Annotated in this window: 15 protein-coding genes; all 15 read left to right on the top strand. The window is 37.4% G+C overall.

The window, feature by feature from the left end; translation table 11 throughout:
* Positions 1-62: 62 nt before the first annotated feature.
* The 15 genes from dprA (at position 63) to rseP (ending at position 15832) form a co-directional block, all read left to right on the top strand.
* A complete protein-coding gene (gene dprA, locus KI369_RS02825; RefSeq protein ID WP_212954982.1) occupies positions 63-932 on the top strand; it encodes a DNA-processing protein DprA in 870 nt (289 codons plus the stop codon).
* Between the two features lie 144 nt (positions 933-1076).
* A complete protein-coding gene (gene topA / locus KI369_RS02820; protein ID WP_212954981.1) occupies positions 1077-3155 on the top strand; it encodes a type I DNA topoisomerase in 2079 nt (692 codons plus the stop codon).
* Between the two features lie 48 nt (positions 3156-3203).
* Positions 3204-4508, top strand: coding sequence for an FADH(2)-oxidizing methylenetetrahydrofolate--tRNA-(uracil(54)-C(5))-methyltransferase TrmFO (trmFO, locus tag KI369_RS02815; protein ID WP_144614529.1), 1305 nt, complete (start codon positions 3204-3206; stop codon positions 4506-4508).
* A gap of 65 nt (positions 4509-4573) precedes the next feature.
* A complete protein-coding gene (gene xerC / locus KI369_RS02810; protein WP_144614527.1) occupies positions 4574-5473 on the top strand; it encodes a tyrosine recombinase XerC in 900 nt (299 codons plus the stop codon).
* Positions 5474-5515: 42 nt separating this feature from the next.
* Positions 5516-6058, top strand: coding sequence for an ATP-dependent protease proteolytic subunit HslV (gene hslV / locus KI369_RS02805; protein ID WP_000526271.1), 543 nt, complete (start codon positions 5516-5518; stop codon positions 6056-6058).
* 22 nt (positions 6059-6080) lie between these two features.
* Positions 6081-7472: an ATP-dependent protease ATPase subunit HslU gene (gene hslU / locus KI369_RS02800; RefSeq protein ID WP_144614526.1), complete on the top strand. Its 1392-nt coding sequence runs from the start codon at positions 6081-6083 to the stop codon at positions 7470-7472.
* Between the two features lie 77 nt (positions 7473-7549).
* Entirely contained in the window at positions 7550-8329 is a 780-nt protein-coding gene (gene codY / locus KI369_RS02795; protein WP_000421288.1) for a GTP-sensing pleiotropic transcriptional regulator CodY, read from the top strand.
* A gap of 351 nt (positions 8330-8680) precedes the next feature.
* Positions 8681-9382: a 30S ribosomal protein S2 gene (gene rpsB / locus KI369_RS02790; RefSeq protein WP_000111485.1), complete on the top strand. Its 702-nt coding sequence runs from the start codon at positions 8681-8683 to the stop codon at positions 9380-9382.
* 103 nt (positions 9383-9485) lie between these two features.
* Positions 9486-10373: a translation elongation factor Ts gene (gene tsf, locus KI369_RS02785; protein ID WP_212954980.1), complete on the top strand. Its 888-nt coding sequence runs from the start codon at positions 9486-9488 to the stop codon at positions 10371-10373.
* Between the two features lie 66 nt (positions 10374-10439).
* Positions 10440-11162 carry a UMP kinase gene (pyrH, locus tag KI369_RS02780; protein WP_088230123.1) on the top strand — a complete coding sequence of 241 codons (723 nt, stop codon included), beginning with the start codon at positions 10440-10442 and terminating at the stop codon, positions 11160-11162.
* 2 nt (positions 11163-11164) lie between these two features.
* Positions 11165-11722, top strand: coding sequence for a ribosome recycling factor (gene frr, locus KI369_RS02775; RefSeq protein WP_000531501.1), 558 nt, complete (start codon positions 11165-11167; stop codon positions 11720-11722).
* An 85-nt stretch (positions 11723-11807) separates the two neighbouring features.
* The gene (gene uppS, locus KI369_RS02770) at positions 11808-12584 is read left to right on the top strand and encodes an undecaprenyl pyrophosphate synthase (protein ID WP_212954979.1); all 777 of its coding nucleotides are present in this window, start codon (positions 11808-11810) and stop codon (positions 12582-12584) included.
* A 17-nt stretch (positions 12585-12601) separates the two neighbouring features.
* The gene (cdsA, locus tag KI369_RS02765; RefSeq protein WP_212954978.1) at positions 12602-13393 is read left to right on the top strand and encodes a phosphatidate cytidylyltransferase; all 792 of its coding nucleotides are present in this window, start codon (positions 12602-12604) and stop codon (positions 13391-13393) included.
* Between the two features lie 23 nt (positions 13394-13416).
* Positions 13417-14559: a 1-deoxy-D-xylulose-5-phosphate reductoisomerase gene (gene dxr / locus KI369_RS02760; protein WP_000790359.1), complete on the top strand. Its 1143-nt coding sequence runs from the start codon at positions 13417-13419 to the stop codon at positions 14557-14559.
* A 16-nt stretch (positions 14560-14575) separates the two neighbouring features.
* Complete coding sequence (gene rseP / locus KI369_RS02755) at positions 14576-15832, top strand: RIP metalloprotease RseP (RefSeq protein WP_139365409.1); 1257 nt, start codon at positions 14576-14578, stop codon at positions 15830-15832.
* The last annotated feature ends 80 nt before the right edge of the window (positions 15833-15912 follow it).

The following is a 15912-nucleotide window of genomic DNA, read 5'->3' as shown; positions in this document are numbered from 1 at the left end:
GAAGGTGTCTTTTTACACAATTCTTGTTTACATAATAAAAATTATGGGTAAGGAGAATTGAAATGAAAAGAGAACGATTATTACATCTTCATTATTTGTTAGCAGATCATTGGAAGGCGATAGAAAGACTATTATATGTCGATCCCGAATTGAAGGGAATATACACTTTTAATGCAAAACAAATAGAATACTACACTGGAATATCCTCGAAAAAATCTTCAGAATTAGTAAAATTTCTTCAAAGTTCAAATCTCCCGCAATATATATCTTATTTAGAGAAAAATCGAATCTTTTATATGACAATATGGGATGAAGATTACCCCCAATTATTACGTGAAATACAAGATTCTCCCTTTGTAATATATGGAAAAGGAGAGAAGGGTTTTCTTAATAAATCGAATAAATTAGCGGTTGTGGGAACGAGAGAACCCACCTTATATGGACATGACAGTTTAAAATTTATTTTACACCCATTATTAGAAAGGGGATGGCTTATTGTAAGTGGTTTTGCAAGAGGAATAGATACGATGTCTCATGAAATTACAGTAAGACGGCATTGCCCGACTATTGCGATACTAGGACACGGATTATCGTATATATATCCAAAAGAGAATCGATATTTATATGAAGATTGGAATGAATATATATTGTTATTAACAGAGTATCCTCCGCACTATGCACCGAAAAAATGGTATTTTCCAAAAAGGAATCGGATTATTAGTGGTATAAGTAAAGGTGTTTTAGTTGTAGAAGCGAAATCGAGAAGCGGAACACTGATTACTGCGGACCTTGCTTTAGAACAAAATAGAGAGGTATTTGCACTTCCTGGACCTATATTTATAGATAGTGCATCAGGAACAAATCATCTAATTCAACAAGGAGCGAAACTAGTAAGAAATGCAGAAGATATACTAGAAGAGATTTTAAATTAACCTTATATTTTCATGTTTTTATTAAACAATTATTGACAAATGGTAGATAGGCACTGTATGGTATATTCATTCTTGATTGACAAAAACAAGAGAAATCAATAAGATTAATGAAGACTTGAATCCACCTCTTAAGGAGGCACTAGCATGTCAGATTACCTCGTAATCGTGGAGTCGCCTTCTAAGGCGAAGACCATTGAGAAATATTTAGGGAAAAAATACAAAGTTGTCGCGTCTATGGGACACGTTCGCGATTTACCTAAAAGCCAAATGGGGATAGAAGTAAAGAACAACTTCACCCCGAAGTATATTACCATTCGTGGTAAAGGTCCTGTCTTAAAAGATTTAAAATCAGCGGCAAAAAAAGCGAAGAAAGTCTATCTCGCGGCCGATCCGGACCGCGAAGGAGAAGCAATTGCTTGGCATTTAGCCAATACGTTAAATGTAGACGTGGAATCAGATTGCCGAGTTGTGTTTAATGAGATTACAAAAGATGCAATCAAAGAATCATTTAAACATCCTCGTGCAATTAATATGGATTTAGTAGATGCACAACAAGCAAGACGTATACTAGATCGTCTTGTTGGTTACAATATTAGTCCTTTATTATGGAAGAAAGTAAAAAAAGGATTAAGTGCAGGTCGCGTACAATCTGTAGCAGTTCGTTTAATTATCGAACGTGAAAGAGAAATTCAAAGTTTTGAGCCTGAAGAATTCTGGACAATTAAGACAGAATTTGTGAAAGGGAAAGACACATTTGAAGCAAGCTTTTACGGTGTAGATGGTGAAAAAGTTCAATTAACGAATGAAACGCAAGTGAATGACATAATTGAACAGATGAAAGATAATGCGTTTTCAGTTGAAAATGTAGCGCGAAAAGAGCGAAAACGTAATCCTGCGTTACCGTTTACAACATCTTCCTTACAACAAGAGGCAGCGCGTAAGTTAAACATGCGAGCAAAGAAAACAATGATGCTTGCGCAGCAATTGTATGAAGGGATCGATCTTGGAAAACAAGGGACTGTCGGTCTTATTACGTATATGAGAACTGACTCAACACGTATCTCAGAAACAGCTCAAACAGAGGCGCGTACTTACATTACTGATGCGTTTGGTGCGGAATACATAGGAACAGAAAAGAAGAAAGAAACGAAAAAGTCGAACGCGCAAGATGCGCATGAGGCAATTCGTCCTACTTCGGTAATGAGAAAGCCAGAGGAACTAAAGAGTTTCTTAAGTCGTGATCAACTTCGATTGTATAAATTGATTTGGGAGCGATTTGTTGCAAGTCAAATGGCGTCTGCTATAATGGATACTGTGACAGCGAAACTCATTAATAACAATGTTCAGTTCCGTGCAAGTGGATCGGTTGTAAAGTTCCCAGGATTTATGAAAGTGTATGTAGAGTCGAAAGATGATGGGGCTGAAGAAAAGGATAAAATGTTGCCACCTTTAGAAGTAGGGGAAACGGTATTTTCGAAGGATTTAGAACCGAAGCAACACTTTACGCAACCTCCGCCGCGCTATACAGAGGCTCGACTAGTAAGAACACTTGAAGAGCTTGGAATTGGAAGACCGTCGACTTACGTACCGACACTTGAAACGATTCAAAAACGTGGATACGTAGGTTTGGATAATAAACGCTTCGTTCCAACTGAACTTGGTGAAATAGTAATTGAACTTATTTTAGAGTTTTTCCCGGAAATTATTAACATTGAATTTACTGCTAACATGGAGCAAAGTCTTGATGAAGTTGAAGAAGGAAATGCGAATTGGGTAAAAATTGTTGATGATTTTTACGTAGGCTTTGAACCGCGTTTAGAAAAAGCGGAAAAAGAAATGCGTGAAGTGGAAATTAAAGATGAACCAGCTGGGGAAGACTGTGAATTATGTGATCACCCAATGGTCTTTAAAATGGGTAAATACGGGAAATTTATGGCTTGCTCGAATTTCCCGGATTGTCGTAATACAAAACCGATTGTGAAAGAAATCGGTGTTACTTGTCCAAAATGTGATAAAGGTCAAATTATTGAACGTCGTAGTAATAAAAAGAAACGTCTTTTCTATGGATGCGGTACGTATCCAGAGTGTGATTTTGTATCTTGGGATAAGCCGATTGGCCGTAAATGTCCGAAGTGCGAAGGTATGCTTGTAGAGAAGAAGTTGAAAAAAGGCGTGCAAGTACAATGTATTTCGTGTGATTATGAAGAAGAACAACAAATGTGAGCGTAACTGCTCACATTTTTTTCGGGAAGAAAAGGAAAGGTGATATATATGACAACACAAGTAGTAAACGTCATTGGCGCAGGTCTTGCAGGAAGTGAAGCAGCTTACCAAATTGCAAAACGTGGTGTCCAAGTAAAATTATATGAAATGAGACCGGTAAGGCAAACACCAGCTCATCACACAGATAAATTTGCAGAGTTAGTATGTAGTAACTCGCTTCGTGCAAACACATTAACAAATGCTGTTGGTGTTATTAAAGAAGAAATGCGCCTAATGGATTCTGTTATTATTCGTGCGGCTGATGAGTGCTCTGTGCCAGCAGGAGGGGCTTTAGCTGTAGATCGTCATGAATTTGCAGCTAAAGTAACGGAGTATGTGAAAAACCATCCGAATGTAACTGTGATGAATGAAGAAATTACTGAAATTCCAGAAGGACCTACTATTATCGCGACAGGTCCACTTACGTCTCCTGATCTTGCTGCACAATTAAAAGAATTAACAGGTGAAGATTATTTTTATTTCTATGATGCTGCAGCACCGATTGTTGAGAAAGACAGCATTGATATGAATAAAGTGTATTTAAAATCTCGTTATGATAAAGGTGAAGCTGCGTATTTAAACTGCCCGATGACGGAAGAAGAATTTGACCGTTTTTACGAAGCATTAATTGCAGCTGAAACAGTACCTTTAAAAGAATTTGAAAAAGAAATTTTCTTTGAAGGTTGTATGCCGGTAGAAGTTATGGCAAGTAGAGGAAGACAGACGCTAGTATTTGGACCGATGAAACCTGTTGGATTAGAAGATCCGAAAACAGGGAAAACGCCATACGCTGTTGTTCAATTACGTCAAGATGATGCAGCAGGAACGTTATACAATATCGTAGGTTTCCAAACACATTTAAAGTGGGGACCACAAAAAGAAGTGTTACAGTTGATTCCAGGACTGGAAAACGCAGAGATTGTACGTTATGGTGTAATGCATCGTAATACGTTTATTAACTCACCAAACTTACTTCGTCCAACATATCAATATAAACAACGTGATGATTTATTCTTCGCCGGTCAAATGACTGGAGTAGAGGGATATGTTGAATCGGCAGCATCAGGATTACTAGCAGGTATTAACGCAGCTCGACTTGTGAAAGGTGAAGAGCCAGTTGTATTACCATCTGTAACTGCAATGGGAAGTATGGCGAATTATATTACGGCAACAAACGCGAAAAACTTCCAACCAATGAATGCAAACTTTGGTCTGTTTGCACCGTTAGAGAAGAAAATTAAGAAAAAAGCAGAACGAAATGAAGCCTATGCAACACGCGCTTTAGAAACAATTCAAAATTTTGTAAATATTTAGTTAAATTTCTTGCAAAGGCTACTAAGTTGTGATACGATTTAGTAGCCTTTATTGAGGTGAATTGTGTGAATGTGAAGAAATTGTTACAATTATTCGTTGGATATTTACAAATTGAAAGAAATTATTCAAAATATACAATTGCAAGTTATCAAAATGATTTAGAACATTTTGTGCAATTTATGGAGCGAGAAGGCATATCCTCTTTTTTAGATGTTACATACGCGGATGTTCGTTTGTACTTAACGACGTTGCATGATGAAAAGTTAGCCCGTAAATCTGTCGCAAGAAAAGTATCAAGTTTACGAAGTTTATATCGTTTTTTGATGCGTGAAGGTTATCGGAAAGATAATCCGTTTGCACTTGCGTCACTCCCCAAAAAAGAATTGTCAATCCCAAAGTTTTTATATGCTGAAGAATTAGAGGAATTATTCGAAGTTTCTGACACGGAAACACCGCTAGGTCAAAGGAATCAAGCTTTATTAGAGTTGATGTATGCGACTGGGATCCGTGTGAGTGAATGTATCAATTTACAACTTACTGATATTGACTTCGCAGTGGGAACAATTTTAGTAATGGGAAAAGGAAAAAAACAAAGATATATTCCGTTCGGAAGCTATGCGCAAGATGCTTTAATTACTTATATAGAGAACGGAAGAAAACAGTTAGCTCAAAAAACTGAAGAACACTCTCATATGGTATTTTTAAATGCGAAAGGCACGCCGCTAACAAGTCGAGGGGTACGCTATGTATTGAATGAACTCATTAAGAAAGCTTCGCTGACAATGCGGATAAGTCCCCATATGTTAAGGCATACATTTGCTACACATATGTTAGATGAAGGGGCAGATTTACGTACTGTACAGGAGCTACTCGGTCATGAGAATTTGTCGACGACACAAATTTATACGCATGTCTCTAAAGAAAGATTGCGTTCGGTCTACATGAAGCATCACCCACGGGCATAAATTGCTTTTAAAGCTATAAAAACATATAAAGGAGTTTTTTCTATGGGAAATTTCCACGCTACAACGATATTTGCAGTTCATCATAATGGAGAATGTGCAATGGCTGGAGATGGCCAGGTGACAATGGGGAATGCTGTTGTAATGAAACATACAGCTCGTAAAGTTCGTAAACTTTTCCAAGGGAAAGTTTTAGCTGGTTTTGCAGGTTCGGTTGCTGACGCATTTACTCTTTTTGAAATGTTTGAAGGGAAGTTAGAAGAGTACAATGGCAACTTGCAGCGTGCTGCAGTTGAGATGGCAAAACAATGGCGTGGCGACAAAATGTTACGTCAGCTAGAAGCGATGCTCATTGTCATGGATAAAACAACTATGCTCCTTGTTTCAGGCACAGGAGAAGTAATTGAACCGGATGATGGTATTTTAGCAATTGGATCTGGCGGGAATTATGCGCTTTCTGCAGGTCGTGCTTTAAAGCAATATGCAAGTGAACATTTAACAGCGAAGCAAATTGCGAAAGCGAGTTTAGACATTGCTGGCGATATTTGTGTTTATACAAACCACAATATAATTGTGGAAGAATTGTAGAATCGTAAGGGAGGCATTTTATATGCATTTACATTTTACTCCGCGTCAAATTGTGGAAAAATTAGATCAATACATTATCGGTCAAAAAGATGCGAAGAAAGCGGTTGCTGTAGCTTTAAGAAATCGATACCGTCGAAGTAAATTAGCTGAAAATCTACGTGATGAAATTGCGCCTAAAAATATTTTAATGATTGGACCGACAGGTGTTGGTAAAACAGAGGTAGCACGACGAATGGCGAAACTCGTTGGAGCACCTTTTATTAAGGTTGAAGCTACGAAATTTACAGAAGTTGGATATGTAGGTAGAGATGTAGAATCGATGGTACGTGACCTTGTGGAAACGTCAGTTCGTATCGTGAAAGAAGAAATGGTAGTTAAAGTACAAGATAAAGCAGAAGAACAAGCGAACCAACGTCTTGTTGAAATTTTAGTGCCTAGTCCAGAGAAACAATCTGGATTTAAAAACCCATTAGAAATGCTATTTGGCGGTGCTCAAAATTCGAATCAAACAACTGATGCACAGGAAGATGTTGAAATCGAAAAGAAACGTCAAGATGTAGAAAGAAAGCTTGCTGCAGGACTTCTTGAAGATGAAATTGTATCGATTGAAGTGACTGAACAACAGTCTTCCATGTTCGATATGTTACAAGGAACTGGCATGGAACAAATGGGAATGAATTTCCAGGATGCGCTAGGAAGTTTTATGCCGAAAAAAACAAAAAAACGTAAACTTTCTGTAAAAGAAGCAAGAAAACTCTTGACAAATGAGGAAGCACAGCGCTTAATTGATATGGATGAAGTTACACAAGAGGCTGTTTATCGTGCTGAACAGCTCGGGATTATTTTTATCGATGAAATTGACAAAATTGCTGGTAAGCAGTCGAATAGCGTAGATGTATCACGTGAAGGTGTGCAACGTGACATTCTGCCGATTGTAGAAGGATCGAATGTTGCGACAAAATACGGATCAGTAAAAACGGATTATATTTTATTCGTTGCAGCTGGAGCGTTTCATATGTCTAAACCGTCGGATTTAATTCCGGAACTGCAAGGGAGATTTCCGATTCGAGTAGAACTAACAAAATTATCGACAGATGATTTTGTTAAAATATTAATCGAGCCTGACAACGCGTTAATTAAACAATATATGGCTTTATTAGCGACTGAAGGTATAGAAATTGAATTTTCAGACGATGCTATTCGTAAGATTGCTGAGATTGCTTATCAAGTTAATCAGGATACAGATAATATTGGAGCAAGAAGACTTCATACGATTATGGAGAAGCTCCTTGAAGATTTATCGTTTGAAGCATCTGAAATTACGTTAGAGAAAATAACGATAACACCTCAATACGTTGAGGAGAAATTAGCAACGATTGCTAAAAATAAAGATGTGAGCCAGTTTATTTTGTAATAGTGTCATCAGGTGACTCGCCCTAGTTTCCAAGTGATGAAAAAATATGTGAGTAACATGTAGGAGGAACTTTTGAAATGGAATTATTAGCAAAAACAAGAAAATTAAATGCGTTATTACAGAGCGCAGCAGGAAAGCCTGTAAACTTTAGAGAAATGTCTGACACAATGTGTGAAGTAATTGAAGCGAACGTATTCGTAGTAAGCCGTCGTGGTAAATTACTAGGTTATGCAATTCACCAACAAATTGAGAATGAGCGTATGAAGCAAATGCTTGCAGAGCGTCAATTCCCAGAAGAGTACACACAAAGCTTATTCAACATTACAGAAACATCTTCAAACTTAGATGTAAACAGTGCTTACACAGCATTCCCAGTAGAAAATAAAGAATTATTTGGTCAAGGTTTAACTACAATCGTACCAATCGTTGGTGGCGGTGAGCGTCTAGGTACATTAGTGTTAGCTCGTCTTGGTCAAGAGTTCTTAGATGATGATTTAATTCTTGCTGAGTACAGCTCAACTGTTGTAGGTATGGAAATTTTACGTGAAAAAGCAGAAGAAATCGAAGAAGAAGCACGTAGTAAAGCTGTTGTTCAAATGGCGATCAGCTCATTATCTTACAGTGAGTTAGAAGCAATCGAGCACATCTTCGAAGAATTAAATGGAACAGAAGGTTTACTTGTTGCAAGTAAAATTGCTGACCGCGTAGGAATCACTCGTTCTGTAATCGTAAATGCACTTCGTAAATTAGAGAGTGCTGGTGTAATTGAGTCGCGTTCTTTAGGTATGAAAGGAACATACATTAAAGTATTAAACGACAAATTCTTACATGAACTTGCTAAATTAAAAACAAACTAATTTATAAAACTCTCCTCATTTTTTTGAGGGGAGTTTTTTGTGTATACAAGATTAATGTTGTTTGCAAAAAGCGTCCTAATCGTGTTTTTCGGAAAAACTATGAATTGAATTTCATTTTTTTGCTTAAAAGAAATACGGGTTGGTAATACTAGAATTCGAGTGTGAACAAAGAAAGTTTTACATTGTTCGCATTTTCGACTTGATTGTAATATTTCAGTATGATATAGTAAGCAGTGGTGTCAGTACAAAGTACACACGTTTACTGATTTAAGTGTTGGTGCTACGTTTGTAGTTTCGCTTAGAGATGAAGTAAACGGAGGATATCAAAAACCATTTAGGAGGAACTATATTATGTCAGTAATTTCTATGAAGCAATTGCTTGAAGCTGGTGTTCATTTCGGACATCAAACTCGTCGTTGGAACCCAAAAATGAAGCGTTACATTTTCACAGAGCGTAACGGTATCTACATCATCGACTTACAAAAAACTGTGAAAAAAGTTGAGGAAGCTTACAGAACGATGCGTGACATCGCTGCTGAAGGTGGAGACATCTTATTCGTAGGTACTAAAAAACAAGCACAAGAAGCTATTAAAGAAGAAGCAACTCGTGCTGGTATGTACTTCGTTAACCAACGTTGGTTAGGTGGAACTTTAACAAACTTCCAAACAATCCAAAAGCGTATCAAGCGTCTTAAAGACATCGAAAGAATGCAAGAAGATGGTACTTTCGAAGTACTTCCTAAGAAAGAAGTTGTTCAACTTAAAAAAGAGTTAGAGCGTCTTGAGAAATTCTTAGGCGGTATTAAAGATATGAAAGGTCTTCCAAGTGCATTATTCGTAGTAGACCCTCGTAAAGAGCGTATTGCAGTTGCTGAAGCACGCAAATTACACATTCCAATCATCGGTATCGTTGATACAAACTGTGATCCAGACGAAATCGATCACGTTATCCCAGCAAACGATGATGCAATTCGTGCTGTAAAACTTCTTACATCTAAAATGGCAGACGCGATCCTTGAAGCAAAACAAGGTGAAGAAACTGTTACTGCGTAACAAAGTTGGAAAGGTGATAAGGGGTTCGGCCTTTTATCACCTTTTTTAAGGTATAAACACCTTTATAAAAGGTATAAATACATATTTTAGGAGGATGAATAGTATGGCAATCACTGCACAAATGGTAAAAGAATTACGTGAAAAAACTGGCGCAGGTATGATGGACTGCAAAAAAGCTTTAACAGAAACTAATGGCGACATGGAGAAGGCAATTGACTTCTTACGTGAAAAAGGTATTGCAAAAGCTGCTAAAAAAGCAGACCGCATTGCTGCTGAAGGTTTAACTTTCATCGAAACAAACGGTAACGATGGTTTAATCTTAGAATTAAACTCTGAAACTGATTTCGTTGCGAAAAACGAAGGTTTCCAAACATTAATTAAAGAATTAGCTGCTCACTTATTAACTAACAAACCAGCTAACGTTGAAGAAGCTATGGCTCAAACAATGGAAAACGGCAAACAAGTAGAAGAACACATCAACGAAGCAATTGCTAAAATTGGTGAAAAACTTACACTTCGTCGTTTCGAAATCGTAACAAAAACTGATGCAGATGCATTCGGTGCTTACCTACACATGGGTGGACGCATTGGTGTTCTAACAGTTCTTGAAGGTTCTACTGATGAAGCAGCTGCTAAAGATGTAGCTATGCACATTGCAGCAGTTAACCCTAAATACATCGACCGCGATGCTGTAACAGCTGAAGAAGTTGAGCATGAGCGTCAAGTATTAACACAACAAGCATTAAACGAAGGCAAGCCTGAAAAAATCGTTGCAAAAATGGTTGAAGGCCGTCTTGGCAAATTCTTCGAAGAAATTTGCTTACTTGACCAAGCATTCGTTAAAAACCCTGATATGAAAGTTCGTCAGTTCGTTGAGTCTAAAGGCGGAACATTAAAAGGATTCGTTCGCTACGCTGTTGGTGAAGGTATCGAAAAACGCGAAGACAACTTTGCTGAAGAAGTAATGAACCAAGTAAAAGGTAGTAACTAATACAGATTAGGGAACACATTGTGTTCCCTTTTTTAAAATAAAGATGTAAGCAATTGGAGGTTCATTATGAGTAAACCGAAATATAATCGTGTCGTTTTAAAGCTGAGTGGAGAAGCTTTAGCTGGCGAGCAAGGATTTGGAATTAACCCATCTGTTATTAAATCAGTTGCGGAGCAAGTAAAAGAAATTGCAGAACTTGATGTAGAGGTTGCTGTTGTTGTTGGTGGCGGTAACATTTGGCGTGGAAAAATTGGAAGTGAAATGGGCATGGATCGTGCAGGAGCAGATTACATGGGCATGTTAGCAACAGTTATGAATTCATTAGCTCTTCAAGATAGCTTGGAGAATATCGGAATTCAAACTCGTGTACAAACTTCAATTGAGATGCGTCAAGTGGCAGAGCCTTACATTCGTCGTAAAGCAGTTCGTCACTTAGAGAAGAAACGTGTTGTGATTTTTGCAGCAGGTACAGGTAATCCATACTTCTCTACAGATACAACAGCAGCATTACGTGCGGCAGAGATTGAAGCAGACGTAATTTTAATGGCAAAAAACAATGTAGATGGCGTATATAATGCGGATCCATCTATTGACCCAACAGCTACGAAATACGAAACGCTTACTTACTTAGATGTATTAAAAGAAGGTTTAGGTGTAATGGATTCTACAGCTTCTTCTCTATGTATGGATAATGATATTCCATTAATTGTATTCTCAGTTATGGAAAAAGGTAATATTAAACGTGCCGTTTTAGGCGAAAATATCGGAACAGTTGTAAGGGGGAAATAAATATGGGACAACAAGTATTGAAGTCTTCAAATGAAAAAATGGAAAAAGCAGTTGCTGCGTATTCTCGTGAATTAGCAACAGTTCGTGCTGGCCGTGCAAACGCGTCTGTATTAGATAAAGTACAAGTTGATTACTATGGTGCACCAACACCAGTTGTGCAATTAGCGAACATTACAGTTCCAGAAGCACGTTTACTTGTAATTCAACCTTATGATAAAACTTCTATCGGTGATATCGAAAAAGCAATTTTAAAAGCAGATTTAGGCTTAAACCCTTCTAATGACGGAACTGTAATTCGTATTGCATTCCCTGCATTAACAGAAGAGCGTCGTCGTGATCTTGTAAAAGTTGTGAAAAAATATGCTGAAGAAGCAAAAGTTGCAGTTCGTAACGTACGTCGTGACGGTAACGATGATCTTAAGAAGCTTGAAAAAGCTGGCGAGATTACAGAAGATGATTTAAGAGGATATACTGAAGATATCCAAAAAGAAACAGATAAATATATTGCAAAAGTTGACGAAATCGCAAAAAACAAAGAAAAAGAAATCATGGAAGTGTAATAGCGATACCTTCGCAAATATGACCCTCTTCTTAAGGGGGTCTTTTTACACTTTTAGGCATATGTCTGCTTGCTGGAGGGTATGAATGATGTTTAAAAACTTTCCTTTTTTTAAAAGTAAAAAGGTCGCATCGTTTGATCATCTCGTTGAAGAAGTGAAAAAAGGATACATCCCGGAACATATTGCCATCATTATGGATGGTAATGGGAGATGGGCAAAGAGGAGAGCGATGCCCCGTATTGCGGGACATCATGAAGGCATGCAAGTTGTAAAGAAAATCACAAAATTTGCAAGCAAACTTAATGTGAAAGTATTAACTCTTTATGCTTTTTCAACTGAGAACTGGAAAAGACCGAAAAAGGAAGTTGACTATTTAATGAGGCTTCCAGAAGAATTTTTAGGTACATTTTTACCAGAATTGATTGAAGAGAACGTACAAGTCCGAGTGATAGGACAACAAGATCGTCTTCCTACGCATACACGCAGAGCGATGGAAAAGGCCATGGAAGATACGAAAGAGAATACGGGATTAATTCTTAATTTCGCGTTAAACTATGGAAGTCGAGATGAAATCGTTTCTGCTGTGCAACATATGGTGAAAGATAGTGAGGAAGGAAAAATTCGTGTTGAAGATGTAAGTGAAGAAATGATTTCTTCCTATTTAATGACGAGTTCTTTACCTGACCCGGAGTTGTTAATCCGTACGAGCGGAGAGCTACGTATTAGTAATTTCATGTTATGGCAAATTGCATATTCGGAATTTTGGTTTACAGATGTGTATTGGCCAGATTTTACCGAGGAACATTTGCTAAATGCGATTACAGACTTTCAGCATAGAGGGCGCAGATTCGGAGGCGTGTAGAAAGAGAGGGTTTGGTAGTGAAACAGAGAATTATTACTGGAGTGGTTGCTGCCGCGCTATTCATTCCCATCGTAATTTACGGTGGCGTGCCTTTTACGGTTTTAGTGTATGCACTTGCTTCTATAGGTTTATATGAATTAATTCGTATGAATAAGCTTACGCTTATTTCAGTACCAACAGTTTTAGCTGCAGTATTATTATGGATTATTTTAATTCCAAGTAGTGCATCAGAACTGTTTACACAGATTGGATTAGGTAAATTAGAAATCACATTTGTGATTGTTTTATTACTTTTATCATATACAGTCCTTTCTAAGAATACATTTACTTTTGACCATGCTTCATTTTTACTAATGGCAACAACATATGTTGGAATGGGATTCCTATATTTAAATGAAACGAGAATATTAGGAATTAAATATGTGTTTTGTGCATTATTTGTTATATGGGCTACTGATTCAGGTGCATATTTCGTAGGAAAGGCATTAGGAAAGAGGAAATTGTGGCCAGAAATTAGTCCAAATAAAACGATTGAAGGTTCATTAGGTGGCATCGTTTGTGGAATTGTTGTAGCACTTGTTTACAATATGTTTTTCCCAGTTGAGGCTAATGTAGGGATTTTAATTGTATTGACAATTATCATTTCTATTTTTGGACAAATTGGTGATTTAGTGCAGTCTGCATTTAAACGTCATTATGGTGTAAAGGATTCAGGTACAATTTTACCTGGACATGGTGGTATATTAGATCGAACAGATAGTTGGTTATTTGTTTTACCAATTCTCTACTTCTTATTACAATATAATTAATAAATGAACGAGGGGTTGGAGTCATGAAAAACATTAGTTTATTAGGTGCAAGCGGATCAATTGGTACACAAACTTTAGATGTATTACGCTCGCACCCAGACCAATTCCGTCTCGTTGCTTTTTCTGTAGGGAAAAATATTGACTACGCAGTAAAGGTAATTCAAGAATTTTCTCCGCAAATCGTCTCTGTGCAAAGAGAGGAAGATGTTTTAAAATTACAAGCTGTCTCTGGTAATACAAAAATTGTATATGGTAGTGAAGGGCTTTTAGAAGTGGCATTACATCCAGATGCGGAGATTGTAGTAAATGCTGTTGTAGGTAGCGTAGGGTTGTTACCAACACTTCGTGCAATTGAGGCGAAAAAAACAATTGGAATTGCAAACAAAGAAACGTTAGTAACTGCAGGGCATCTTGTAATGGAAGCAGCGCGAAAACATAATGTTTCGTTACTTCCGGTAGATAGTGAACATTCAGCTATTTTTCAATGTTTGAATGGTGAAAATGAAAAAAGAATTTCTCGACTAATTATTACGGCTTCTGGTGGAAGTTTCCGTGACAAAACGAGAGATGAATTGCATCATGTGACCGTAGAAGATGCGCTTCGACATCCAAACTGGTCAATGGGTTCGAAAATTACAATTGATTCTGCTACAATGATGAATAAGGGGCTAGAAGTAATTGAAGCACATTGGCTTTTTGGTATCCCTTATGAGCAAATCGATGTTGTTTTACATAAAGAAAGTATTATCCATTCTATGGTTGAATTTGAAGATCGTAGTGTAATGGCACAGCTTGGCTCACCTGATATGCGAGTACCAATTCAATACGCACTTACATATCCTGATCGATTGCCTCTTTCAGACACAAAACAGTTAAACTTATGGGAAATAGGGACGTTGCATTTTGAGAAAATGAACCAAGAACGTTTCCGTTGCCTACGTTTTGCGTATGAAGCTGGAAAAGCAGGTGGAAGTATGCCAGCTGTAATGAATGCAGCGAATGAAGTAGCTGTTGAAGCTTTTTTACAAAAGAGAATTGGTTTCTTAACAGTGGAAGACCTCATTGAAAAAGCAATGAACCATCACAATGTCATTGCGCGTCCGAGCTTAGAGGAAATTCTGGAAATTGATGCAGCCACAAGACGGTTTGTGATGGAACAAATTTAGCAAAGGTGGTATGGAATTGAATACAGCGATTGCCTTTATATTAATTTTCGGTGCACTCGTATTTTTCCATGAGCTAGGGCATCTATATTTCGCAAAAAGAGCAGGTATTTTATGCCGTGAGTTTGCGATTGGTTTTGGTCCGAAAATATTCTCATTTGAAAAGAATGAAACGGTGTATACGATTCGATTACTGCCCCTTGGTGGCTATGTAAGAATGGCTGGCGAGGATGCAGATACAGTTGAGTTAAAGCCTGGTAAAAAGGTTGGCCTTGTATTAAATGAAAAAGACGAAGTTGCAAAATTAGTTTTTGATGGATATGAAAAGTATCCAAATGTTCGCGTCATTGAAGTCGAACAAGCTGATTTAGAGCATAATTTAACAATTTCGGGCTATGAAGAGTACGAGGAAGAGCTTCAAACATTCCGAGTGAATGAAAAGGCTCGTATCATTACTGCTGGTGAAGAAATTCAAATTGCTCCGTATAATAGGCAGTTTGGCTCCAAGAAATTGGGTCAACGTGCTTTGACAATCTTTGCAGGTCCTGCAATGAACTTCATTTTAGCATTTGTCATTTTTGTGATTCTAGGGTTTGTACAAGGTGTTCCTGTTGACAAGCCAATGGTCGGAAAAGTAATGGAGAATAGTGCAGCCGAGCAAGCTGGATTAAAAGAAAATGATACAATTCAAGCAATCGATGGGAAAAACACAAGTACATGGAAAGATGTTGTTACCATTGTACGTGAGAACCCGAATAAAGAAATTACGTTACAAGTAAAGCGTGATAGTGAACAATTTAATGTGAAAGTAACGCCAACGCTCGATAAAGAGGGTAAAGAAGAAGTTGGTAGAATTGGTGTTTACTCTCCAGTAGAGAAAACAGTAATGGGTTCTATTAAATCAGGTTTTGAACAAACATACCAATGGACGAAATTAATTTTTGAGTCACTTGTGAAATTAGTAACTGGTCAATTCTCTATTAATGAGTTGTCAGGTCCAGTAGGGATTTATAATCTAACAGATCAAGTTGTAGATTATGGATTTACGCGTGTATTAAGTTTAGCAGCAGTATTAAGTATTAACCTTGGTTTATTTAATTTACTACCAGTTCCAGCTTTAGACGGTGGACGTTTGTTCTTCTTCTTAATTGAAGCGTTACGAGGGAAACCAATTGACCGTCAAAAAGAAGGAATGGTTCACTTTATTGGTTTTGCATTATTAATGTTACTTATGTTAGTTGTAACTTGGAATGACATTCGTAAGTTTTTCTTGTAAAATAAAGTGAAACTTATAATGAAATAGAGATCGTAGAATAAAATCCCTCACCTAACTCGAGGTGAGGGGTTTTACTGCGT

The organism is Bacillus sanguinis (assembly GCF_018332475.1).
Lineage (GTDB): Bacteria > Bacillota > Bacilli > Bacillales > Bacillaceae_G > Bacillus_A > Bacillus_A sanguinis.
The sequence above is the reverse complement of the archived record's forward strand: the minus strand, read 5'-3'. Positions and strand labels throughout refer to the sequence as shown.

Coding starts and splice junctions, on each gene's coding strand:
- dprA (WP_212954982.1), top strand. CDS start 63: ATGAAAAGAGAACGATTATTACATCTTCATTATTTGTTAGCAGATCAT.
- topA (WP_212954981.1), top strand. CDS start 1,077: ATGTCAGATTACCTCGTAATCGTGGAGTCGCCTTCTAAGGCGAAGACC.
- trmFO (WP_144614529.1), top strand. CDS start 3,204: ATGACAACACAAGTAGTAAACGTCATTGGCGCAGGTCTTGCAGGAAGT.
- hslV (WP_000526271.1), top strand. CDS start 5,516: ATGGGAAATTTCCACGCTACAACGATATTTGCAGTTCATCATAATGGA.
- hslU (WP_144614526.1), top strand. CDS start 6,081: ATGCATTTACATTTTACTCCGCGTCAAATTGTGGAAAAATTAGATCAA.
- codY (WP_000421288.1), top strand. CDS start 7,550: ATGGAATTATTAGCAAAAACAAGAAAATTAAATGCGTTATTACAGAGC.
- rpsB (WP_000111485.1), top strand. CDS start 8,681: ATGTCAGTAATTTCTATGAAGCAATTGCTTGAAGCTGGTGTTCATTTC.
- tsf (WP_212954980.1), top strand. CDS start 9,486: ATGGCAATCACTGCACAAATGGTAAAAGAATTACGTGAAAAAACTGGC.
- pyrH (WP_088230123.1), top strand. CDS start 10,440: ATGAGTAAACCGAAATATAATCGTGTCGTTTTAAAGCTGAGTGGAGAA.
- frr (WP_000531501.1), top strand. CDS start 11,165: ATGGGACAACAAGTATTGAAGTCTTCAAATGAAAAAATGGAAAAAGCA.
- uppS (WP_212954979.1), top strand. CDS start 11,808: ATGATGTTTAAAAACTTTCCTTTTTTTAAAAGTAAAAAGGTCGCATCG.
- dxr (WP_000790359.1), top strand. CDS start 13,417: ATGAAAAACATTAGTTTATTAGGTGCAAGCGGATCAATTGGTACACAA.